We start from the raw sequence: 20080 nt of genomic DNA on the forward strand, positions 1-20080 counted from the left end.
GGGGCATGGCCACACCCGGAGTAACGCAATGTCCCACCCCGTCCTCACCGCGCTCGGCCTGCAGGCCGTCGAATCCGGCACCTACCTCGGCAATGGCGAATGGTCGAAGACCAGCGATGCCGGCGTGCTGGAACCGGTCAACCCGACCACCGGCGAGGTGCTGGGCCGCGTGCAGGCCTCCTCCAAGGCCGATTACGACACCATCGTCGAGCGCGCCCAGGCCGCGTTCAAGGTCTGGCGCACCACCCCGGCGCCGCGCCGCGGCGAGGCGATCCGCCTGTGCGCGGATGCGCTGCGCGCGCACAAGGACGCACTGGGCTCGCTGGTCGCGCTGGAAATGGGCAAGTCCAAGCCGGAAGGCGACGGCGAAGTGCAGGAAATGATCGACATCGGCGAATTCGCCGTCGGCCTGTCGCGCCAGCTGTACGGCCTGACCATGCATTCCGAGCGCCCCGGCCACCGCATGTACGAGCAGTGGCACCCGATCGGCCTGGTCGGGATCATCAGCGCATTCAACTTCCCGGTCGCGGTCTGGGCCTGGAACAGCTTCGTGGCGGCGGTGTGCGGCGACATCAGCATCTGGAAGCCGTCGCCGAAGACCCCGCTGTCGGCCATCGCCAGCATGAAGATCTGCAACGAGGCGCTGCGCAAGGGCGGCTTCCCGGACATCTTCTTCCTGTTCAACGACGCCGGCAGCGAGCTGGCGCAGCAGTTCGTCGACGACAAGCGCATCCCGCTGATCAGCTTCACCGGCAGCACCAAGGTCGGCCGCATGGTCGGCGAGAACGTGGCGCGCCGCATGGGCCGCAGCCTGCTGGAACTGGGCGGCAACAACGCGATCATCGTCGACGAAACCGCCGACCTGAAGCTGGCGATCCCGGCGATCGCGTTCGGCGCGGTCGGCACCGCCGGCCAGCGCTGCACCACCACCCGCCGCCTGATCGTGCATGAATCGGTGTACGACGACGTGCTGGCCAAGCTGATCGCCGCCTACAAGCAGGTCGAAGGCAAGATCGGCGATCCCACCGACCCGAAGAACCTGATGGGCCCGCTCAACAGCAAGGACGGCGTGGACGCCTACCTCGACGCCATCGCCAAGGCCAAGGCCGCGGGTGGCAAGGTCGAGACCGGCGGCGAAGCGATCGACCGCCCCGGCAACTTCGTGCTGCCGGCGATCGTCACCGGCCTGAAGAACACCGATGAGATCGTCCAGCACGAGACCTTCGCGCCGATCCTGTACGTGATGAAGTACACCGACCTGGCCGACGCCATCGACATGCAGAACGCGGTGCCGCAGGGCCTGTCGTCCTCGATCTTCACCACCAACCTGAAACGCGCGGAAGCCTTCCTGTCCGCGGCCGGCAGCGACTGCGGCATCGCCAACGTCAACATCGGCACCAGCGGCGCCGAGATCGGCGGTGCGTTCGGCGGCGAGAAGGAAACCGGCGGCGGCCGCGAATCCGGCAGCGACGCCTGGAAGGCCTACATGCGCCGGCAGACCAATACCATCAACTACTCCGACGCGCTGCCGCTGGCGCAGGGCATCAAGTTCGACCTCTGAGGCCAACGCCATGAATGCCAACCTCCGCCAGACCAGCACGCTCGCCATCATCAGCCTCGTCTCCGGCATCCTCGGCTGGACGCTGCTGCCGTTCCTCGGCAGCATCGCCGCGGTGATCTTCGGCCACATGGCGCGCGGCGAGATCCGCCGCCAGCCCGACCGCCTCGAAGGCGACGGCCTGGCGGTCGCCGGCCTGGTGCTGGGCTACCTCTCGATCGCGCTGGCGGTGCTGGTGGTGGTCGCGATCTTCCTGCTCTTCGGCGGCCTTGCGGCGTTCCTCGCGTTCGCGAACCACTGACCCTTGTACGGACTCGCCCGCCCGTTCCTGTTCGCCTTCGATGCCGAGCGTGCGCACGGCCTCGGCCTGGCGTCGATGGAGGCCGCCTACCGCAGCGGCCTGAACCCGCTGTTGGCGGCCGCCGCCAAGCCGCTGCCGACCAAGGCGTTCGGGCTGACCTTCCAGAATCCGGTCGGCCTGGCCGCCGGCCTGGACAAGAACGGCGCGCACATCGACGCGCTGATGGCGCTGGGCTTCGGCTTCATCGAGATCGGCACCACCACGCCGCGCGCGCAGCCGGGCAATCCCAGGCCGCGCATGTTCCGCCTGCCGCAACACGAGGCCATCATCAACCGCCTCGGCTTCAACAACGAGGGCGTGGATGCGCTGGTGCGCAATGTCGAACGTTCGCGCCGCGACCGCGCCCTGCTCGGCATCAACATCGGCAAGAACAAGGACACGCCGAACGAATCGGCGGAGGCCGATTACCTGTTCTGCCTGGAACGCGTGTACCCGCTGGCGGACTACGTCACGGTCAACATCTCCTCGCCGAACACCGCCGGCCTGCGCGAACTGCAGGAAGAACAGGCGCTGCGGCGGCTGGTCGGCACCCTGCGCGAGGCGCAGGAGAAGCTCGGCGCGCAGCACGGCAAGCGGGTGCCGATGCTGGTCAAGATCGCACCCGACCTCAGCGACAGCGACATCGACGCCGCCGGCCGCGTGCTCGGCGACCTGCAGGTGGACGGGGTGATCGCCGGCAACACCACCATCTCGCGCGACGGCGTGGAAGGCGCGCGCCATGCCGATGAAGTCGGCGGCCTGTCCGGCGCGCCGCTGATGGGCAAGTCCACCGCGGTGCTGCGCATGCTGCGCACGCGCCTGCCCGAATCCATCCCGCTGGTCGGGGTGGGCGGCATCCTGCACGGCGCGGACGCCGCCACCAAGCAGGCGGCGGGCGCGACCCTGGTGCAGCTCTATACCGGCCTGGTCTATCGCGGCCCGGCCTTGATCGGCGAATGCGTGGACGCGCTGCGCCGGCGCAAGGAAGCCCCCAGCAGCACCCCGCTGCCGCTGGCATGACCACGGGTTTCCGCCTCGTCGAGAACGCGCGCCTGGATGCGCGCAACACCTTCGGCGTGCACGCCACCGCACCGATGCTGGTCGAGGTCGCGGATGCCGCCGCGCTGCCCGAACTGTTCGGCTACGCGATGCTGCGCGACGGCCCGGTACTGGTGCTGGGCGGCGGCAGCAACCTGCTGTTCGCCGGCGATCCGCCGGGCGCGGCGTTGTCGCTGACCGCGCAACGCATCGAAATCGTCGAAGACGCGGGCGATGCCGCCATCGTCCGCGCCGATGCCGGCGTGGTCTGGCACGACTTCGTGCTGTGGACGCTGGGCCACGGCCTGTGCGGCCTCGAGAACCTGTCGCTGATCCCGGGCACGGTCGGCGCCGCGCCGATCCAGAACATCGGCGCCTATGGCGTGGAAGTGCGCGACTGCATCCATGCGGTGGACGCCTTCGACCGCCGCAGCGGCAGCTTCGTGCGCTTCACCGCCGCCGAATGCGCATTCGCCTACCGCGATTCGCTGTTCAAGCGCGATCCCGAGCATTACATCGTGACCGCGGTGGAGTTCGCGCTGTCGCGCACGCCGGCACTGAAGCTGGAGTACGCCGGCATCGCCGAGGAATTGCAGGCGATGGGCATCGACGGCTCGCCGCGCGCCTCGCAGGTGGCCGAAGCGGTGATCCGCATCCGCCAGCGCAAGCTGCCCGACCCGGCGCTGCTGGGCAATGCCGGCAGCTTCTTCAAGAACCCGATCGTGCCGCTCGCGCAGGCGGAGGCATTGCTCGCCGCACACGCGTCGATGCCGGTGTTCCGCGGTGCCGGCGAGGACAGCCGCAAGCTGTCCGCGGCCTGGTTGATCGACCAGTGCGGCTGGAAGGGCTACCGCGATGACGACGGCGATGCCGGCGTGTCCGCCGCGCATGCGCTGGTGCTGGTCAACCACGGCCATGCCACTGGGGCGCAACTGCTGGGCCTCGCCCGTCGCATCGCGGCGTCGGTGCAGGGGCGCTTCGGCGTGGCGATCGAGCCCGAACCGCGCATCATCGGCGCGAGCTGGTGAGCCACGCCCGATCGTGAACACGCAACTGCGCGCCGCGCTGTTGATGCTGGCCAGCACCTTCGGCTTCGGCCTGATGGCGATCTGCATCCGCCTGGCCTCGCAGACCGAACCGACCTGGGAAGTGGCGTTCTTCCGCAACGCCTTCGGCCTGCTGTCGCTGCTGCCCATGCTGCTGTGGCCGGTGCTGCGCCAAGGCGGCCAGCGCCCGCTGGCGCGCTTCGCCGCGCACGTGCGCACCACCCAGCTGCCGCGCTATTTCATCCGTTGCGGGATCGGCATCGTCAGCATGTTCTGCGGGTTCTGGGCGATCGGCCACCTGCCGCTGGCGCAGGCGATCTCGCTGGCGTATTCCTCGCCGATCTTCATCACCATCGCCGCCGCGCTGTGGCTGGGCGAACGCGTGCGCCTGCGCCGCTGGGCGGCGGTCGCGGCCGGCTTCGTCGGCGTGCTGGTGATCGTGCAGCCGTGGTCGCACGCGTTCACCGGCGGCACCCTGGTCGCGGTGGGCGCGGCGATGATGAACGCGCTGGTCGCGATCCAGATCAAGCAGCTGTCGCGGGTGGACAAGGCCGACACCATCGTGTTCTGGACCTACGTGCTGTGGGTGCCGATGTCGCTGCTGCCCGCGCTGTTCGTCTGGCACCCGCCGCAGGGCATCGCCTGGCTGTGGCTGGCGCTGTCCGGCGTGCTCGGCACCGTCGGCCAGGTGCTCTGGACGCGCGCGCTGAAGCTGGGCGAGGTATCGGCGCTGACCCCGATCAGCTTCGTGCAACTGCCGATCGTGACCTTGGCCGGCTGGCTGCTGTTCGCCGAGGCCGTCGATGGCGACACCCTGCTCGGCGCGGCGATCATCCTCTCCGCGACTTTCTACATCGCCCAGCGCGAGGCGCGGTTGGCGCGCCAGGCCGCCTCGCAGGCGCCGAGCGAAGCCGCCAAACCTGGCGAATGACTCAGTGCGCGCCGGCCTGCGCGGCCTGCGCTTCCTCGCGTTCGGTTTCGATGATGTCCTTGCGCTTGGCCGCGCGTTCCTCGTCCAGGCTGTCCGCCCTGGCCTGCAGCAGCGGCGTGATGTAGCGCGCGCGCAACGCGTCGGCGCCCGCGCGGTCGCCCTGCCGGCGCAGCAATCCTTCCAGTTGCCAGGCCGCGTCGATGGTGCGCGCTGCGTCCGCGCCCAACGCGCCTTCGCGCAGCGCGAGCAACTCGCGGTACGAGGCGATGGCGAGCGCGTGGTCGCCGAGTGCGTCGGCGGCCTGGGCGCGGATGTCGTAGCCCATGTGCACCTGCGGGTGCTTGTCGCCGAGCACCTTGTGCGCAAGCGGCAGGATGCGGTCCAGCTGCACGAGCGCAGCCTTCGCCTGGCCGGCCTGGTACAGGGTGGCGCCGCGGTTGAGTTCGATGAACAGCGTGTCCGGATGCGCCGGCCCGAGCAGGCGGCTGCGGGCCGCGGCGACCTGCCCTTGCAACGCGATCGATTCGTCGAAGCGCTTCAGGCGCGCAAGGATCGAGGACAGGTTGAGCTTGGCGCGCAGGGTCTGCGGATCGTCCGCGCCCAGCACGCGCGCGCGCGCCTCGGCCACCGCCTCGGCGATCGGCAGCGCATCCGCCGGCTTGCCGCTGTCGTTGAGCATGTTGCCGAGGTTGCCGCGCTCGCCCAGGGTGGTCGGGTGTTCGGCGCCGAGCCGGCGCGTCTGCGTCGCCACCAGGCTGCGCTGCAGGGCGACCGCGCCGTCCTTGTCGCCGGTCATGATCCGCATCACCGCCAGGTTGTGCTGCGCCGACAGGGTGTCCGCGTGGTCCGCGCCCAGCACCTGCATGCGCATCGGCACCAGCGCTTCCATCAGCGCGCGGCCGGCCTGCGCTTCGCCCATGCGCCCGAGCAGGATGGCGAGGTCGTTGGTGACTTCCATCGTGGTCGGGTCGCGCTCGCCGCGCAGTTCGATGGCGTCGCCGCGCAGGCCTTCCATCAGCTTGCGCGCACGCGGGCGGTCGCCCAGCGCGGCGATCGCCTCGGCCTCGCCGAGCCGCAGCTTCAGCCGCACCGGTTCGCCCAGCGGCAGGCGCGCGGCATCGCGCAAGGCGGCCTGCACCAGTGCCAGCGCATCCTTGGGTTCGGCCGCCTCCAGCATCGCCGCTGCCTGCTGCTGCCGCGCGCGCAGCGTTTCCGGCGCCGCCGCGCCCAGCGCGCCGGCGCGGTAAGCGGCGACCCGGGCGAAGATGCGCGCCGCGTCCTTCGGCAGGCCCAGCGCCAGCCGCACCTTCGCCACCGATTCGCGCAGGTCGGCGGCCAGCGCCGGCTCGCGGGCGAAATCGCGGGCGATCGCGCGTTCGGCATTGGCGAGGATGTCGCGGTCGACCAGGCCGCGGGCGATATCGGCGGTGCTGGCGTGCGCCAGGCCCAGCTCGAACCCCGGCAGGTCGGCGGCCGCCTGCTGCGCCACCTGCTCGCGCAGGCCGGTGGCCATGCCGATGCCCATCGCCTCGATGTCGATGCCTTCCAGCATCGACTGCTGGAACGCCGCCACCTTCTCCAGCTCCGCGCTGCGCTGTTCGGCGATGGCGCGTTGCGCGCGCGCCTGCAGCAGGCCGTACACCGACAGCGCCAGGCCGCCGACCAATGCCAGCGCGACGAGCGACGCCGCGGCGATCCCGCTGCGATGGCGCTGCGCGAACTTGCGCACGGCGTACCCGCGCGAAGGCGGCACCGCCTGCAGCGGCCGGCGGTCGAGGAAGCGCTGCAAATCGTCGGCCAGCGCCGCCGCGGAGGCATAACGCTGGTTGCGGTCGTGGCGCATCGCCTTGGCCACCACCCAGTCGAGTTCGCCGCGCAGCACGCGCCGCATGCGCGGCAGCGATTCGCCGCGCGCCTGCGCCAGTTTCGCCGCATCCAGCGGCGACAGCGTGGACAGCTGTTCCGAAGGCAGGCGCAGGCTGCGGCCGTGGTCGGTGACGGTTTCGCCGGCGGCCGGCGGCCGCTGCCCCGTCAGCAGTTCGCACAGCACCACCCCCAGCGCGTACACGTCGCTGCGGGTATCCACCAGCGACTGGTCGCCGCCGGCCTGTTCCGGGCTCATGTAATCGGGGGTGCCGGCGATTTCGCGGCCTTCGGTCAGCGAGCTGGCGGTGGCGATGCCGAAGTCGATGATCTTCGGCAACGCGCGGCCGTCGACTTCGTCCACCAGCAGGTTGCCGGGCTTCAGGTCGCGGTGGATGACGCCTTTCTGGTGCGCATGCTGCACGCCCTCGCAGACGCGGATGAACAGCGCGATGCGCTCCGCCAACGGCGATGCGTGCTGGTCGCACCAGCGGGTGATCGGACTGCCGGCGATGAACTCCATCGCGAAGAACGGATGCCCGTCCGGAGTGGTGTCGGCGTCGTAGACATGGGCGATGGCGGGATGCCGCATCTGCGCCAGCAACTGGCGCTCGACCTCGAAATAGGCCAGGTGGCGCGCATCCAGCTTCTGCGCGCGCAGCAACTTGAGCGCCACCGTCCGGTGCACCGGCTCCAGTTGCTCGGCGCGGTACACCGCGCCCATGCCGCCGCGGCCGAGCAGGCTCTCGATGCGGTAGCGCCCCAGGCGCGCGCCTGGGGCGAGCGCATCGTGCTCGGTGCCGACGCCCGCCGCCGGCGAGCGCGTCGCCAGCAATTCGGTGCGTTCCGGATCGTCGTGGTTGCCCTGCGCCATGCTCGTCCCCTGCCCTGCGCGCGATTCTAGCGAAAGGCCCGATGGCGGCCCTGACCGCGTCGCCGGCAGCGGCTACACTCGCGGGAGCCGATCGAACGCGGACCATGGCCAGCGACCCGCATCCCAACGACACCACCCAGCGCACGATGCTCAGCCAGGGGCCATTGCGGCCGGCGCGGCGCTCGGCCTGCGTGGTGGTGATCCATGGCGAGGGCCTGGGGCGGCGCGCGGACATCGACGAGGCGCCGGTGCTGGTCGGGCGTTCGCAGGAAGCCGACCTGGTCATCGCCCACAAGAGCGTCTCGCGCGAGCACTGCCGGATCTGGCGCGAAGGCGACGGCTATCGCATCCTCGACCTCGGCGCCACCAACGCCACCCGCCTCAACGACCGCCGCATCGACGGCGAATCCGCGCTGGCCGACGGCGACCAGGTGACGGTGGGCGAAAGCATCCTCAAGTTCATCAGCCAGGACAGCGTGGAAGCGCGCTACCACGAGGAGATCTACCAGCTCGCCACCCACGACGCGCTGACCGAGCTGTACAACCGCCGCCATTTCATCGAGATGGCGGACAAGGAGATCGCGCGCGCGATGCGCCACGCGCGGCCGCTGTCGCTGTGCATCGTCGACGTCGACCTGTTCAAGCCGGTCAACGACCGCTACGGCCACATCTCCGGCGACGAAGTCCTGCGCCAGATCGCCGCCCTGCTGCGCCGGCACGCGCGCAGCGACGACCTGGCCGCGCGCATCGGCGGCGAGGAATTCGCCCTGCTGTTGCCGGAATGCGATGCGTTGGCGGCGCAGGCCTTCGCCGACCGCCTGCGCGAAGCGGTGGCGGTCGCGCCGTTCGCGCCCGGCGGCGAGCCGCAGCGGATCACCATCAGCATCGGCGTGGCCGCGCTGGCGACCGGGCGCGATGCCAGGCCCGCACTGATGGCCGCCGCGGATGCCGCGCTGTACCGCGCCAAGAGCGAAGGCCGCAACCGGGTCTGCGTGGAACCCTGAGCCTCAGCGTCCCCGCCAGGGTCGCTGGCCGTGCGGGAACACCAGCAGGTAGGCCGCGACCGTCCATGCGCTGGCGGCAGCCCAGCCGGCGAGGATGTCGGATGGGTAGTGCACGCCGAGGTAGACCCGCGACAGCCCGACCATCGCCACGAATGCCGCCATCGGCGCGGCCACCCACCAGCGCCAGCGCGTGTGCCAGGCCAGCAAGGCCAGCACCAGCGCCAGCGTGATCGAGCCCATCGCATGGCCGCTGGGGAAACTGAAGGTGCTCTCCGGCGCGATCGATTCCCACAGCGACGGCCGCGCGCGCGCGAACAGCTGCTTGGCGCCGAGGTTGAGCAGCGCGGAGCCGATGATCGCGATGCCGGCGAACAGGCCCTCGCGTAGTTTCCGCAGCGCCGCCAGCGCCAGCACCAGCAGCGCGTCGAACGGCACCACGCCCCATTGGTAGCCGAGCTGCGAGAACAGCAGGAAAGCGCGGTCGAAGCCGTCGCGGGCGATGGCCCGGGCGAACTGCAGCAGCGGCGCGTCGAACGGGAAGGCCTCGGCTTCGCGCACCTCGTCGGCCAGTTCGCCGAAGCCCCACAGCGGCAGCAGCAGGCCGGCGAAGGCCAGCAGCAAGCGCCGCCAGCGCCTGCGCAGGAAATCCATGCCGAAGCGCGCGTCTTCGCCGATCGCGCCGGCGATGCCGCGCGCGCCGCGGCCGGCTTCCTGCTCGTGGAGGTTCGGCATCGATGCTGCAGCAAGGGGTGGCGGGCCGCGATCATGCCATCCCGGCGGCTGCGCGCGCCGCCGGCTACAGGTAGTCCGCGATCCGGACCTCGTCGATCTGCTCGGCGCGCATGAAGCGCCGCGCATAGTCCAGGTGCACGCCGCTGCGCAGGAACAGCTCGAACAGTTCCGGGTCGATGTGGTTGTCCTTGCGCATGGACGCCATGATCTTCAGCGCCTCGGACAGGGTCTTGCCCGGCTTGTACGGGCGGTCGGCGGCGGTCAGCGCCTCGAAGATGTCGGCGATCGCCATCATCCGCGCGACCGGGCTGAGCTGGCTGCGGTCCAGCCGCCGCGGGTAGCCGGTGCCGTCCATCTTCTCGTGGTGGCCGCCGGCGATCTCCGGCACCGCGCGCAGGTGGCGCGGGAACGGCAGCTCGCTGAGCATCCGGATCGTGTGCACCATGTGCTCGTTGATCTTGTATCGCTCCTCGGCGGTGAGCGTGCCGCGGCTGATCGACAGGTTGTGCAGTTCGCCGCGGTTGTACAGCAGCTCCGGCACCTCGACCCGGAACCCCCACTGGTTGTCCGCCGCGATGGCCTCCTCCGGCGGCCGCGGGATGCGGTGCTCGGGCTTGTCCGCCAGCAGCGTCTCTTCCACCGGCAGCGGCAAGGGCGGCGCGGCGTGGCGCGCGAGCTCGTCGCGCGAGACGCCCTTGCGCTCGTCCAGCGTGCGCCACCAGCGCCGCGCGCCGATCTCGCGCAGGCGCTGCTGCTTCTCGGGCGACAGGTATTCGCCGCCGACATTGCAGTCGGCGACGAAGGCGAATTCGTCGTCCAGCGCGGCCAGCAGCACATCGCGGCGTTCGCGCAAGGCGGCCTGGTCGCCGCCTTCGGCGAGGCCGCGCCAATACCCGATCTCGGCATCGCGCTTGAGCACCTCGAAGCGCATGCGCACCTCGTGGATGCGGTCGTAGACGGTTTCCAGCTTGGTCGCCTTGTCCACCACGTGTTCCGGCGTGGCGACCTTGCCGCAGTCGTGCAGCCAGGCGCCGATGTGCAGCGCTTCCCATTCCTCGGCATCCAGGCCGAAGCCGGCATACGGCCCGTCCTGCGCCGCGCATGCGGCGCGCGCCAGCATGAAGGTCAGTTCCGGCACGCGCTCGCAGTGGCCGCCGGTATAGGGGCTCTGCGCATCGATGGCGCCGGCGATCATGCGGATGGTCGCCTCCAGCAAGGTCTTCTGCCCGCGCAGCAGTTCCTGCGTTTCCAGCGAGGTGGCCGCGCTCGCCGCCAGCGCCTCGATGAAACTGGCGTTGGCGGCATCGATCTCGCCGTCCTTGAACAGCAGCAGCATGCCCAGCAACTGCTCGCGGCGGTCGCGCAGCGGCAGCGCCAGGGTGGCGTACGACGCCAAGCCGGCATCCAGCCCGATCGCCTCGAGCTCGGCGGCCGTCATCCGCCCGTTCGCCGGCTGCATGGTCGCCCGCGCATCCGCCATCAGCCGCGGCAAGGCCTCCTGCTGCAGCGACGGCAAGCCGGGATGCGCCCTGGCCCTGCCGCCCTCGGCATCCAGCGCGGTCGCGCCCAGCGCATCGGTCACCCCGTCGACCAGGTACAGCACGCCACCGCGCGCGCCGGCGAGGTCCACCATCTTGTCCAGCAACCACGGCTGCAGCGCCTCGAGGTCGGTTTCGGTCGCCAGCCGGCGATTGATGCGCAGGAAGCGGCGCACGGCATCGCGCATCAGGTCGAAGGCGCCGCCGAGCTGGTCGATTTCCTGCACCGGCGAACGGATCAGCGGATGGTCGCTGAAGTCGAAGCGGCGCACCGCCTCCGCCTGCTTCGCCAGTTCCGCCAGCGGCGCGGCGATCCGGCGCGAGGCCAGCAACGCCAGCACCGCCACCGCGCCGAGCAGCAGGCCGAATTCGCCGAGCCCGGGGATCACGTCGCCGAAATGGCGCAGCACCAGCCCGGTCACCGCCACCAGGCCGACCGACAGCAAGGTGATATGGAGGTACAGCGGCAGACTCTTGTGCTTGCCGTCCATGGCGTCCCCCGCGACGCGTCCGACCCGCCGAGTCTAGCAATCGCGCGCGCGCGAATCAGCCCGGCGACGTCGCCCGGTAGCGTCGCTCGACGTAGGCGTCGATCAGGGCCACGAATTCATGGGCGATGTTGTCCCCGCGCAAGGTCACGGTCTTCTCGCCATCCACGAACACCGGCGCCGCCGGCGTTTCGCCGGTGCCGGGCAGCGAGATGCCGATGTTGGCGTGGCGCGACTCGCCCGGGCCGTTGACGATGCAGCCCATCACCGCCAGGGTCATGTTCTCCGCCCCGGGATGGCTGATCTTCCATTCCGGCATCCTGCCGCGCACGTGCTCCTGCACGACCTTGGCCAGTTCCTGGAAGAACTCGCTGGTGGTGCGCCCGCAGCCCGGGCAGGCGGTCACCATCGGGGTGAACGCGCGCAGGCCCATGGTCTGCAGCAGTTCCTGCGCCACGATCACTTCCTGCGTGCGCGAGGCGCCCGGCTCCGGGGTCAGCGAGATGCGGATGGTGTCGCCGATCCCTTCCTGCAGCAGCACGCCGAGCGCGGCGCTGGAGGCGACGATGCCCTTGCTGCCGATGCCGGCCTCGGTCAGGCCCAGGTGCAGGGCGAAATCGCTGCGCGCGGCCAGGTCGCGGTAGACCGCCACCAGTTCCTGCACGCCCGACACCTTCGCGCTGAGCACGATGCGCTCGCGCGGCAGGCCGATCTCGACCGCCCGCTCGGCGGAATCGATGGCGGAGCGGATCAGCGCCTCGCGCAGCACCCGGCCCGCATCCCAGGGCTCGGCGCGCGCGTGGTTCTCGTCCATCAGCCGCGCGGCCAGCGACTGGTCCAGCGAGCCCCAGTTGGCGCCGATCCGCACCGGCTTGCCGTACTGGATGGCGAATTCGATCAGCTGCGCGAACTGGGTGTCGCGCTTCTTGCCGAAGCCGACATTGCCCGGGTTGATCCGGTACTTCGCCAGCGCCTCGGCGCAGGCCGGCTCGTTCGCCAGCAGGGTGTGGCCGTTGTAGTGGAAGTCGCCGATGATCGGCACGCGGACGCCCATCATCTCGAGCTTGTCGACGATGCGCGGCACCGCGGCGGCGGATTCGGGATTGTTCACCGTCACCCGCACCAGTTCCGAACCGGCGCGCCACAGCTCGGCGACCTGCTTGACGGTGGAGGCGACGTCGGCAGTATCGGTATTGGTCATCGACTGCACCACCACCGGCGCGTCGCCGCCGACTTTCACGCCGCCGATCTCGACCTGCCGCGTGCCGCGCCGGGGATCCGCGCCGAAGCGGCCGGGATCGTGGCAGGGCAAGGGTTCGACGGGCGTGGGCGCGGTGCTCATGCCGCATAGTTTAGTCTGGCTGGATGAACTTCGATCCGCCGCGCGACCAGGTCCTGACCCCCAGCCAGCTGAACACCCTGGCCCGCGACTTGCTGGAAGGCGCGTTCCCGCTGGTGCTGGTGGAAGGGGAGATCGGCAACCTGTCGCGGCCGGGCTCCGGGCACCTGTACTTCACCCTCAAGGACGCCCGCGCGCAGGTGCGCTGCGCCCTGTTCAAGCCCAAGAGCCAGTGGCTGAAGTTCGTCCCGCGCGAAGGCCTGAAGGTGGTCGCGCGCGGCCGCCTGACCCTGTACGAGGCGCGCGGCGATTACCAGCTGGTCTGCGATTCGCTGGAGGAAGCCGGCGAAGGCGCGCTGCGCCGGGCCTTCGACGAACTGAAGGCGAAACTGGCCACGGAAGGCCTGTTCGACGCGGAGCGCAAACGCGCCCTGCCCGCCTTCGTGCGCCGGCTGGCAGTGATCACTTCGCCCTCGGGTGCGGTCATCCGCGACATCGTCAGCGTGCTGCGCCGGCGTTTCCCGCTGGTCGAGGTCGACCTGCTGCCAGTGCCGGTGCAAGGCGAAGGCGCGGCGGCGCAGGTCCGCGCGATGCTGCAACGCGCGGATGCCAGCGGCCGCTACGACGCGATCCTGCTCGCCCGCGGCGGCGGCTCGCTGGAAGACCTGTGGGCGTTCAACGACGAGGCCTTGGCGCGCGCGATCGCCGCATCGAAGGTGCCGGTAGTCTCCGCCATCGGCCACGAGACCGACTTCTCGCTCAGCGATTTCGCCGCCGACCTGCGCGCGCCCACGCCCTCGGCCTCCGCCGAGCTGCTGGTGCCCGATGCCGCGACCCTGTCCGCGCGCCTGCAGGGCCTGCATCGGCAATTGCTCGCCCTGCAGGCGAACGCGCTGCGCCAGCGCATGCAGCGCGCGGACCGCGCCTTCCTGCGCCTGCAGGCCCTGCGCCCGCAGGCGCGGCTGGAAGCCCTCGCGCAACGCGCACGGCAGGCGCAGGCGCGGCTGGCGAACGCGATGCAGCGCCGGCTGGAACGCGAACACGCGGCGCTGCGCCACGCCGACGCGATCCTGCGCGCCACCCATCCGCAACGCCGGCTGCAACTGGCGCGCGCGCGCCTCGAATGGTTGCGCGGCCGCCCGCAGGCGATCCTCGCGCAACGCCTGCAACAGGACGCCCTGCACCTGCGCGGGCTGGCGCGCTCGCTGCATGCGGTCAGCCCCTTGGCCACGGTCGCGCGCGGCTACAGCATCCTCCAGCACGCCGATGGCCGCATCGTGCGCGGCATCGGCGACGCCGCCGTCGGCGACACCCTGCACGGCCGCCTGCACGATGGCCGGCTGCGCCTGCACGTCGAAGGCAAGGAGCCCCCCGCATGAACGACGTCTACCCGTACTACCTCGCCAATCGCGCGGTGCAGGCGAATACCGGCCTCGAAGTCCTCGACAAGTACAGCGGCAAGGTGGCCGCGCGCACCGCGTTCGCCGATGCCGCGGCGATCGACGCGGCGATCAGCGCCGCATACGACGCGCGCGCGGCGATGGCCGCGTTCCCGCCGGATGCGCGCCGCGACGTGCTCGAGCATTGCGTGCGCCGTTTCGGCGAACGCAGCGAGGAACTCGCGCTGGCCCTGTGCATCGAGGCCGGCAAGCCGATCCGCGATGCGCGCGGCGAAGTGACCCGGCTGGTCGACACCTTCCGCATCGCCGCCGGCGAGGCCACCCGGATCGGCGGCGAGGTGCTGGAACTCGGGATCTCCCCGCGCACCCGCGGTTACCGCGGGATGACCAAGCGGGTGCCGGTCGGCGCCTGCAGCTTCATCACCCCGTTCAATTTCCCGCTCAACCTGGTCGCGCACAAGGTCGCACCGGCGATCGCCGCCGGCTGCCCGTTCGTGCTCAAGCCGGCGGCGAAAACCCCGTTGGGTGCGCTGATCATCGGCGAGGTGCTGGCCGAAACCGACCTGCCGGCGGGCGCGTTCTCGATCCTGCCCTGCAGCAACGAGGACGCCGCAGCGCTGACCAGCGACGAACGGATCGCCCTGCTCAGCTTCACCGGCGGCCTGGTCGGCTGGGAGCTGAAGGCGCGCGCGGGGCGCAAGAAGGTCACCCTCGAACTGGGCGGCAACGCGGCCTGCATCGTCGACGCCGATCCCGGCCAGCCGCTGGACGAGCTGGTCGAACGCCTGGTGTTCGGCGCGTATTACCAGAGCGGGCAAAGCTGCATCAGCGTGCAGCGGATCATCGCCCATCGCGCGGTCTTCGATGCGCTGTGCGAACGGCTCGCCGCAGCGGTGGCCGGGCTGCGGACCGGCGACCCGCGCGACGAGGCCACCTTCATCGGCCCGGTGATCGACGAGGCGGCGGCGCAACGCATCGACGGCTGGATCGATGCCGCCGTCGCCGGCGGCGCCAAGGCGCTGGTGCGCGGCGCACGCAAGGGCAACATGCTGCCCGCCGCCTTGCTGGCCGATGTGCCGCGCGATGCCGACCTGTACCGCAAGGAAGCGTTCGGTCCGGTCGCCTGCATCGAGGCCTACGACGATTTCGACGAAGCCATCGCGCGCGCCAACGACAGCGCGTTCGGCCTGCAGGCCGGCGTGTTCACCGCCGACCTGGGGCATGCGATGCGCGCCTGGGATGCGCTGGAAACGGGCGGGGTGATCGTCGGCGACGTGCCCAGCTTCCGCGTCGACAACATGCCCTACGGCGGGATCAAGCAATCCGGGCTGGGCCGCGAGGGCGTGCGCTGGGCGATCGCCGACATGACCGAGGAACGGCTGCTGGTGATCCGCGACCGCGCCTAACCCCGTTCGCCGGGATGGCGCGTTCACCCTCCCGTCCACCACGGGAGTCCCGCCATGCAACGCCATCGCCTGTGCACCGCCCTGCTCTGCGCCATCGCCCTGTCCGCCTGCAGCACCGCCCGCGAAAACGCGGCCGCCGAGCAGGATGCGGCCGCCGCGGGCGCGATCGCCTATCCCGTCGCCCCGCCTGCGCCGCCGGCGCCCGCGTCCGATGCCGCGACCCTCGACAGCGTCGCCGTGGCCGCACCCGCGATGGCCAAGCAGGCCAACTTCGCGATGCGGATGATGGCGCCGCCCGCCGAACCGTTCGCCGGCGGTTACCGGCAGGACGAGAACACCGAGAAATACGAGCACCGCGAGGACAACCCGGTGCACCGCGCCAGCGAACAGCCGCTGTCGACCTTCTCCATCGACGTCGACACCGGCAGCTACGCCAACGTGCGGCGCATGCTGCGCCAGGGCGTGCGCCCGCCGGCGGACTCGGTGCGCGCGGAGGAGTTCATCAACTATTTCAGTTACGGCCATCCGGCGCCGCAATCGCGGGAGGCGCCGTTCCGGGTCAGCACCGAACTCGCGCCCGCGCCGTGGAACGCAAAGCGCCAGCTGCTGATGGTCGGGATCAAGGGCTACGACGTGCCCAAGGCCACCTTGCCGCCGTCCAACCTGGTGTTCCTGATCGACACCTCCGGTTCGATGGACGAACCGAACAAGCTGCCGCTGCTCAAGCAGGCGTTCGCCCAGCTGGTGCCGCAGTTGCGCGCGCAGGACCGGGTGTCGATCGTGGTCTATGCCGGCTCGGCCGGACTGGTGCTGCCGCCGACGCCGGGCGACCGCCATGGCGAGATCCTGGCCGCGCTGGAACAGTTGCAGGCCGGCGGCAGCACCAATGGCGGCGAAGGCATCCAGCTGGCTTATGCGATGGCGAAACAGGGCTTCGCCAAGGGCGGCGTGAACCGGGTGATCCTGGCCACCGATGGCGACTTCAACGTCGGCATCAGCGACCGCAAGGCGCTGGAAACCCTGGTCGGCGACCAGCGCAAGTCCGGCGTGGCGCTGAGCACGCTCGGCTTCGGCGACGGCAACTACAACGACGCCATGGCCGAACGCCTGGCCGACGTCGGCGACGGCAACCACGCCTACATCGACACCCTGCAGGAAGCGCGCAAGGTGCTGGTCGACGAGATGCAGTCGACCCTGCTGACCATCGCCCGCGACGTGAAGATCCAGATCGAGTTCAACCCCGCGCAGGTCGCCGAGTACCGCCTGATCGGCTACGAGAACCGCGCGCTGAAGGACGAGGATTTCGCCAACGACAAGGTCGACGCCGGCGACATCGGCGCCGGCCATGAAGTGACCGCGCTGTACGAAATCGCCCTGGCCGGTTCCGGCGGGGAACGCCTGCCGCCGCTGCGCTACGCCGGCAAACGGGCGACACCGCCCGAAGCCGGCACGGCGGACGAAATCGCCCACCTGCGGCTGCGCTACAAACTGCCGGATGCCGCAGCCAGCAAGCTGATCGAAACCCCGGTCCTGCGCTCGCAACTCAAGGCCGGGCCGGGCGAATCGCTGCGCTTCGCCGCCGCGGTCGCCGCGTTTGCCGACGCCCTGCGCGGCGGCACGCAGATGCAGGGCTGGGACTGGGACGACATCCTGGCCGCCGCGCGCAACGCGCAGGGCGCCGACCGTTGGGGCCTGCGCGCGGAATTCCTGCAACTGGTGGCGGCGGCCCGCCAGCAACTGGGCGCCGATTCCACGCGTTCCACCGCGATCGCGGACTGAACCGCGACCGCCTTCGCACCTGCCTCAGGCCGGCGGCTCTGGACGCCCGAAAAGGAAGCCTTGCGCATAGGTGCAGCCCAGCTCGAGCAGGCGCTCGCGCTGGGCCTGGGTCTCCACGCCCTCGGCGATGATCTCGATGCCCAGGCTGCCCGCCAGCGCCACGATCGCGCGGATCACCGCCACGCTTTCCGCGCGCGCGTCGCCATTGAGGTCGGCGACGAAGCTGCGGTCGATCTTGAGCGCGGCGATCGGGAACCGGTGCAGGTAGGACAAGGCCGAGAAACCGGTGCCGAAATCGTCCAGCTGCGCCAGCACGCCGCGCTCGCGCAACAGGTTCAGGCTCTGGCTGATCCGCGGCGCGTCGTCCAGCAACGCCACTTCGGTGATCTCGATGCGCAGCCGCGACGGCGCCACTCCCGCCGCCGCGACCAGGCCGAGCAGCCGGTCGGCGAAATCCGGCGAACGGAAATGCCGCGGCGAGACGTTGATCGCCACGTAGCCCGGCATGTCGCTGCGCGCCATGTCGGCGATCACCCGCGCGTACATCAGCCAGTCGACCTGTTCGATCAAGCCGCTTTCCTCGCCGACGTCGAGGAACGCGCCCGGCGCCAGCAGGCCGCGCTGCTCGTGGCGCCAGCGCAGCAGCGCCTCGGACCCGACCACCGTCGCATCGGACATGCGCACGATCGGCTGGTAGTGCGGCTCGAACGCATCGCTGTTGATCGCGCGGCGCAGGTCCGCCTCCAGGTCCAGCGTGCGCGTGGCTTCCTCGCGCATGGCCTCGTCGAACAACTCGCAGCGGTCGCGGCCCTCGCCCTTGGCGCGGTACATCGCCGCATCGGCATCGCGCAGCATCTCCTCGCCGTTCTCGTAGCGCGGATGCCACATGGCGATGCCGATGCTGGCGGTGGGGAACAGCTCGCGCCCGGCGATCCAGACCGGCGCGCCCAGCGCGGCCAGCACGCGGCGCCCGAGCTCTTCCGCCATCCCCGGGCCGTCCAGCCCCTCGGCGAGGATCGCGTATTCGTCGCCGCCGAGCCGCGCCACCATGTCGGTGCCGCGCACGGTGCCGACGATCCGGCGGCCGGCCTCGATCAGCAATTCGTCGCCGACCGCATGGCCCACGCTGTCGTTGACCAGCTTGAAGCGGTCCAGGTCGAGGAACAGCACGGCGAAGCAGGCGTTGGCATCGCCGCGCGCGCCGGCGATCGCGCGCGCCAGCCGTTCCAGCAACTGCACCCGGTTCGGCAAGCCGGTCAGGGCGTCGTGGGTGGCCTGGTAGGTCAGCTTGCGCTCGGCGCGCATGCGCTCGCCCATCTGCTCGACCAGCTCGGCGTTGGCCTCGGCCAGTTCGCGGGTGCGCTCGCTGACCCGCTGCTCCAGCCCTGCATGCGCCTGCACCAGCCGGTCCTGCGCCTGCTTGCGGGCCAGGCCGCTGCCGATGTGGTAGGCGACGAAGGTCAGCAGTTCCTGGTCGCGGCTGCTGAAGCCGATTTCGGGCGAATAGCTCTGCACCGCGATCACCCCGACCACCCGGTCGTCGTGCAGCAGCGGCACGCCCAGCCAGCAATGCGCCAGGGTGCCGATGCTGCGCACCTTGCCCGCCGCTTCCAGCTGGGCGATGCGCGGACGGTCGGCGAGCAGGGCCTTGCCGCTGCCCAGCACGTATTCGGTCAGGCCCTTGGCGGCCTTGCGCGGGCGGCGCACCGCATCGCGTTCGTCCACCGAATAGGGGAATTCGAGCATCGTGCGGTCGGCCGACAGCATCGCGATGTAGAAATTGCGCGCATACAGCAGGCCGCCGACCACCTTGTGGATCTCGGCGTAGAAGCGTTCCAGCGTCTCGCTGGTCATCGACAGTTCGGCGATGCGGAACAAGGCGCGCTGCAGCTCCTGCGAGCGCTGCCGCTCCAGCACTTCCGCCTGCAGGTCGAGGTTGGCCTGGCGCAGCTCGTGGGTGCGTTCCTCGACCCGCTGTTCGAGCTGCTCGCGCGCATGGTGGCGGTCGAGCGCGGTCAGGATGTGCTGGGCCACGTAGGCCAGCAGCACGCGCTCCTCCTCGCTGTACACCCCCGGGCGCTCGTAGCTCTGCACCACGATGCCGCCGGCCACCAGGTCCTCGCGCAGCATCGGCACGCCCATCCAGTCCGCGCTGTCCGGGCCGTTGCTCTCGTCGTGGGCGATGCCGTGCCGTTCGCGCAGTTCGCGCGAAGGCCCGCGCATCGCCACGCCGCCGCGCAGCAAGGTCACGGTGAGGTTGGCATCGGCCTGGTCGAAGTCGAGCTCGGTGTCCGGGTCGTTGACGTAGGGGTCGAGCTTGTCGACGAAATACAGGAACCGCATCTTCTGCCGCGCATCGTCGTACAGGACGATGTAGAAGTTCTCGGCGTACATGAGCTCGCCGACGATCGCGTGGATCCGGCGCAGCATGTCCTGCATGTCCAGGCTGCCGCCGGCGAGGTCGGCGATCTCGTACAGGGCCAGCTGCAGGCGTTCGTTGCGGCGCAGGGATTCGATGCGTTGCTCGGCCACGTCCAGCAGGCGCACCAACTCGTCCCTTTCGAGCGCTTCACGGCGCGCCCGCGCCTCGTTTGCGCCCTGCTGCAGCTGCACGATCCTGCCCCCGTTCATGGAAGTGAGCATACCTGCCAAGTACGCGGAACGGTGCAATCCCCGGCAACCCCGAGTGCCGCCCGCATTCGTTCACAGGGACATGGATCCAGCCCACGCCCGCCCTCTCGCGC

At 70.5% G+C, this 20080-nt stretch carries 14 protein-coding genes; 9 read left to right on the top strand and 5 right to left on the bottom strand.

The window, feature by feature from the left end; genetic code table 11:
* The first annotated feature begins 28 nt into the window (after window positions 1-28).
* From amaB to FHQ07_RS02910, 5 genes are read left to right on the top strand one after another with little or no spacing between them, the layout of a single operon-like run.
* A complete protein-coding gene (gene amaB / locus FHQ07_RS02890; protein WP_139715262.1) occupies window positions 29-1561 on the top strand; it encodes an L-piperidine-6-carboxylate dehydrogenase in 1533 nt (510 codons plus the stop codon).
* Between the two features lie 10 nt (window positions 1562-1571).
* On the top strand, window positions 1572-1859 hold the full coding sequence (locus FHQ07_RS02895) for a DUF4190 domain-containing protein (RefSeq protein WP_139715263.1): 288 nt from the start codon (window positions 1572-1574) through the stop codon (window positions 1857-1859).
* A gap of 3 nt (window positions 1860-1862) precedes the next feature.
* The gene (locus tag FHQ07_RS02900; RefSeq protein WP_139715264.1) at window positions 1863-2918 is read left to right on the top strand and encodes a quinone-dependent dihydroorotate dehydrogenase; all 1056 of its coding nucleotides are present in this window, start codon (window positions 1863-1865) and stop codon (window positions 2916-2918) included.
* Window positions 2915-3964: a UDP-N-acetylmuramate dehydrogenase gene (gene murB / locus FHQ07_RS02905; protein WP_139715265.1), complete on the top strand. Its 1050-nt coding sequence runs from the start codon at window positions 2915-2917 to the stop codon at window positions 3962-3964. The genes FHQ07_RS02900 and murB overlap by 4 nt, the downstream gene beginning before the upstream one ends.
* Window positions 3965-4007: 43 nt before the next feature.
* Window positions 4008-4913 (top strand): DMT family transporter, encoded by a 906-nt coding sequence (locus tag FHQ07_RS02910; RefSeq protein ID WP_139717850.1) that lies wholly within the window; start codon window positions 4008-4010, stop codon window positions 4911-4913.
* Between the two features lies 1 nt (window position 4914).
* On the opposite strand, the gene FHQ07_RS02915 is transcribed toward FHQ07_RS02910, so the two are convergent.
* The gene (locus FHQ07_RS02915) at window positions 4915-7650 is read right to left on the bottom strand and encodes a serine/threonine-protein kinase (protein WP_139715266.1); all 2736 of its coding nucleotides are present in this window, start codon (window positions 7648-7650) and stop codon (window positions 4915-4917) included.
* A gap of 104 nt (window positions 7651-7754) precedes the next feature.
* Between FHQ07_RS02915 and FHQ07_RS02920 the strand changes: the two genes are divergently transcribed.
* Window positions 7755-8654, top strand: a complete 900-nt coding sequence (locus FHQ07_RS02920) for a GGDEF domain-containing protein (RefSeq protein ID WP_168191452.1) — start codon at window positions 7755-7757, stop codon at window positions 8652-8654.
* Window positions 8655-8657: 3 nt separating this feature from the next.
* On the opposite strand, the gene FHQ07_RS02925 is transcribed toward FHQ07_RS02920, so the two are convergent.
* The 3 genes from FHQ07_RS02925 to ispG form a co-directional block, all read right to left on the bottom strand.
* The gene (locus tag FHQ07_RS02925; RefSeq protein WP_139717851.1) at window positions 8658-9305 is read right to left on the bottom strand and encodes a phosphatase PAP2 family protein; all 648 of its coding nucleotides are present in this window, start codon (window positions 9303-9305) and stop codon (window positions 8658-8660) included.
* 145 nt (window positions 9306-9450) lie between these two features.
* Window positions 9451-11415: an HD domain-containing phosphohydrolase gene (locus tag FHQ07_RS02930; protein WP_139715268.1), complete on the bottom strand. Its 1965-nt coding sequence runs from the start codon at window positions 11413-11415 to the stop codon at window positions 9451-9453.
* A 55-nt stretch (window positions 11416-11470) separates the two neighbouring features.
* Window positions 11471-12754: a flavodoxin-dependent (E)-4-hydroxy-3-methylbut-2-enyl-diphosphate synthase gene (ispG, locus tag FHQ07_RS02935; RefSeq protein ID WP_139715269.1), complete on the bottom strand. Its 1284-nt coding sequence runs from the start codon at window positions 12752-12754 to the stop codon at window positions 11471-11473.
* 23 nt (window positions 12755-12777) lie between these two features.
* On the opposite strand from ispG, the gene xseA reads away from it, so the two are divergent.
* The 3 genes from xseA to FHQ07_RS02950 are packed head-to-tail and all read left to right on the top strand — an operon-like array spanning window position 12778 to window position 17336.
* On the top strand, window positions 12778-14130 hold the full coding sequence (gene xseA / locus FHQ07_RS02940) for an exodeoxyribonuclease VII large subunit (RefSeq protein ID WP_139715270.1): 1353 nt from the start codon (window positions 12778-12780) through the stop codon (window positions 14128-14130).
* On the top strand, window positions 14127-15557 hold the full coding sequence (locus FHQ07_RS02945) for an aldehyde dehydrogenase family protein (protein WP_139715271.1): 1431 nt from the start codon (window positions 14127-14129) through the stop codon (window positions 15555-15557). Before xseA ends, FHQ07_RS02945 begins: the two co-directional genes overlap by 4 nt.
* 54 nt (window positions 15558-15611) lie before the next feature.
* A complete protein-coding gene (locus FHQ07_RS02950; RefSeq protein ID WP_139715272.1) occupies window positions 15612-17336 on the top strand; it encodes a vWA domain-containing protein in 1725 nt (574 codons plus the stop codon).
* Between the two features lie 24 nt (window positions 17337-17360).
* Here FHQ07_RS02950 and FHQ07_RS02955 read toward each other — a convergent pair whose 3' ends face one another.
* On the bottom strand, window positions 17361-19967 hold the full coding sequence (locus tag FHQ07_RS02955) for a sensor domain-containing diguanylate cyclase (RefSeq protein ID WP_240703539.1): 2607 nt from the start codon (window positions 19965-19967) through the stop codon (window positions 17361-17363).
* Between the last annotated feature and the right edge of the window lie 113 nt (window positions 19968-20080).

The organism is Thermomonas aquatica (assembly GCF_006337105.1).
GTDB classification, from domain to species: Bacteria; Pseudomonadota; Gammaproteobacteria; order Xanthomonadales; family Xanthomonadaceae; genus Thermomonas; species Thermomonas aquatica.

Coding starts and splice junctions, on each gene's coding strand:
- FHQ07_RS02925 (WP_139717851.1), bottom strand. CDS start 9,305: ATGGATTTCCTGCGCAGGCGCTGGCGGCGCTTGCTGCTGGCCTTCGCC.
- FHQ07_RS02950 (WP_139715272.1), top strand. CDS start 15,612: ATGCAACGCCATCGCCTGTGCACCGCCCTGCTCTGCGCCATCGCCCTG.
- FHQ07_RS02955 (WP_240703539.1), bottom strand. CDS start 19,967: ATGAACGGGGGCAGGATCGTGCAGCTGCAGCAGGGCGCAAACGAGGCG.
- xseA (WP_139715270.1), top strand. CDS start 12,778: ATGAACTTCGATCCGCCGCGCGACCAGGTCCTGACCCCCAGCCAGCTG.
- FHQ07_RS02930 (WP_139715268.1), bottom strand. CDS start 11,415: ATGGACGGCAAGCACAAGAGTCTGCCGCTGTACCTCCATATCACCTTG.
- ispG (WP_139715269.1), bottom strand. CDS start 12,754: ATGAGCACCGCGCCCACGCCCGTCGAACCCTTGCCCTGCCACGATCCC.
- amaB (WP_139715262.1), top strand. CDS start 29: ATGTCCCACCCCGTCCTCACCGCGCTCGGCCTGCAGGCCGTCGAATCC.
- murB (WP_139715265.1), top strand. CDS start 2,915: ATGACCACGGGTTTCCGCCTCGTCGAGAACGCGCGCCTGGATGCGCGC.
- FHQ07_RS02945 (WP_139715271.1), top strand. CDS start 14,127: ATGAACGACGTCTACCCGTACTACCTCGCCAATCGCGCGGTGCAGGCG.
- FHQ07_RS02910 (WP_139717850.1), top strand. CDS start 4,008: ATGCTGGCCAGCACCTTCGGCTTCGGCCTGATGGCGATCTGCATCCGC.
- FHQ07_RS02895 (WP_139715263.1), top strand. CDS start 1,572: ATGAATGCCAACCTCCGCCAGACCAGCACGCTCGCCATCATCAGCCTC.
- FHQ07_RS02915 (WP_139715266.1), bottom strand. CDS start 7,650: ATGGCGCAGGGCAACCACGACGATCCGGAACGCACCGAATTGCTGGCG.
- FHQ07_RS02920 (WP_168191452.1), top strand. CDS start 7,755: ATGGCCAGCGACCCGCATCCCAACGACACCACCCAGCGCACGATGCTC.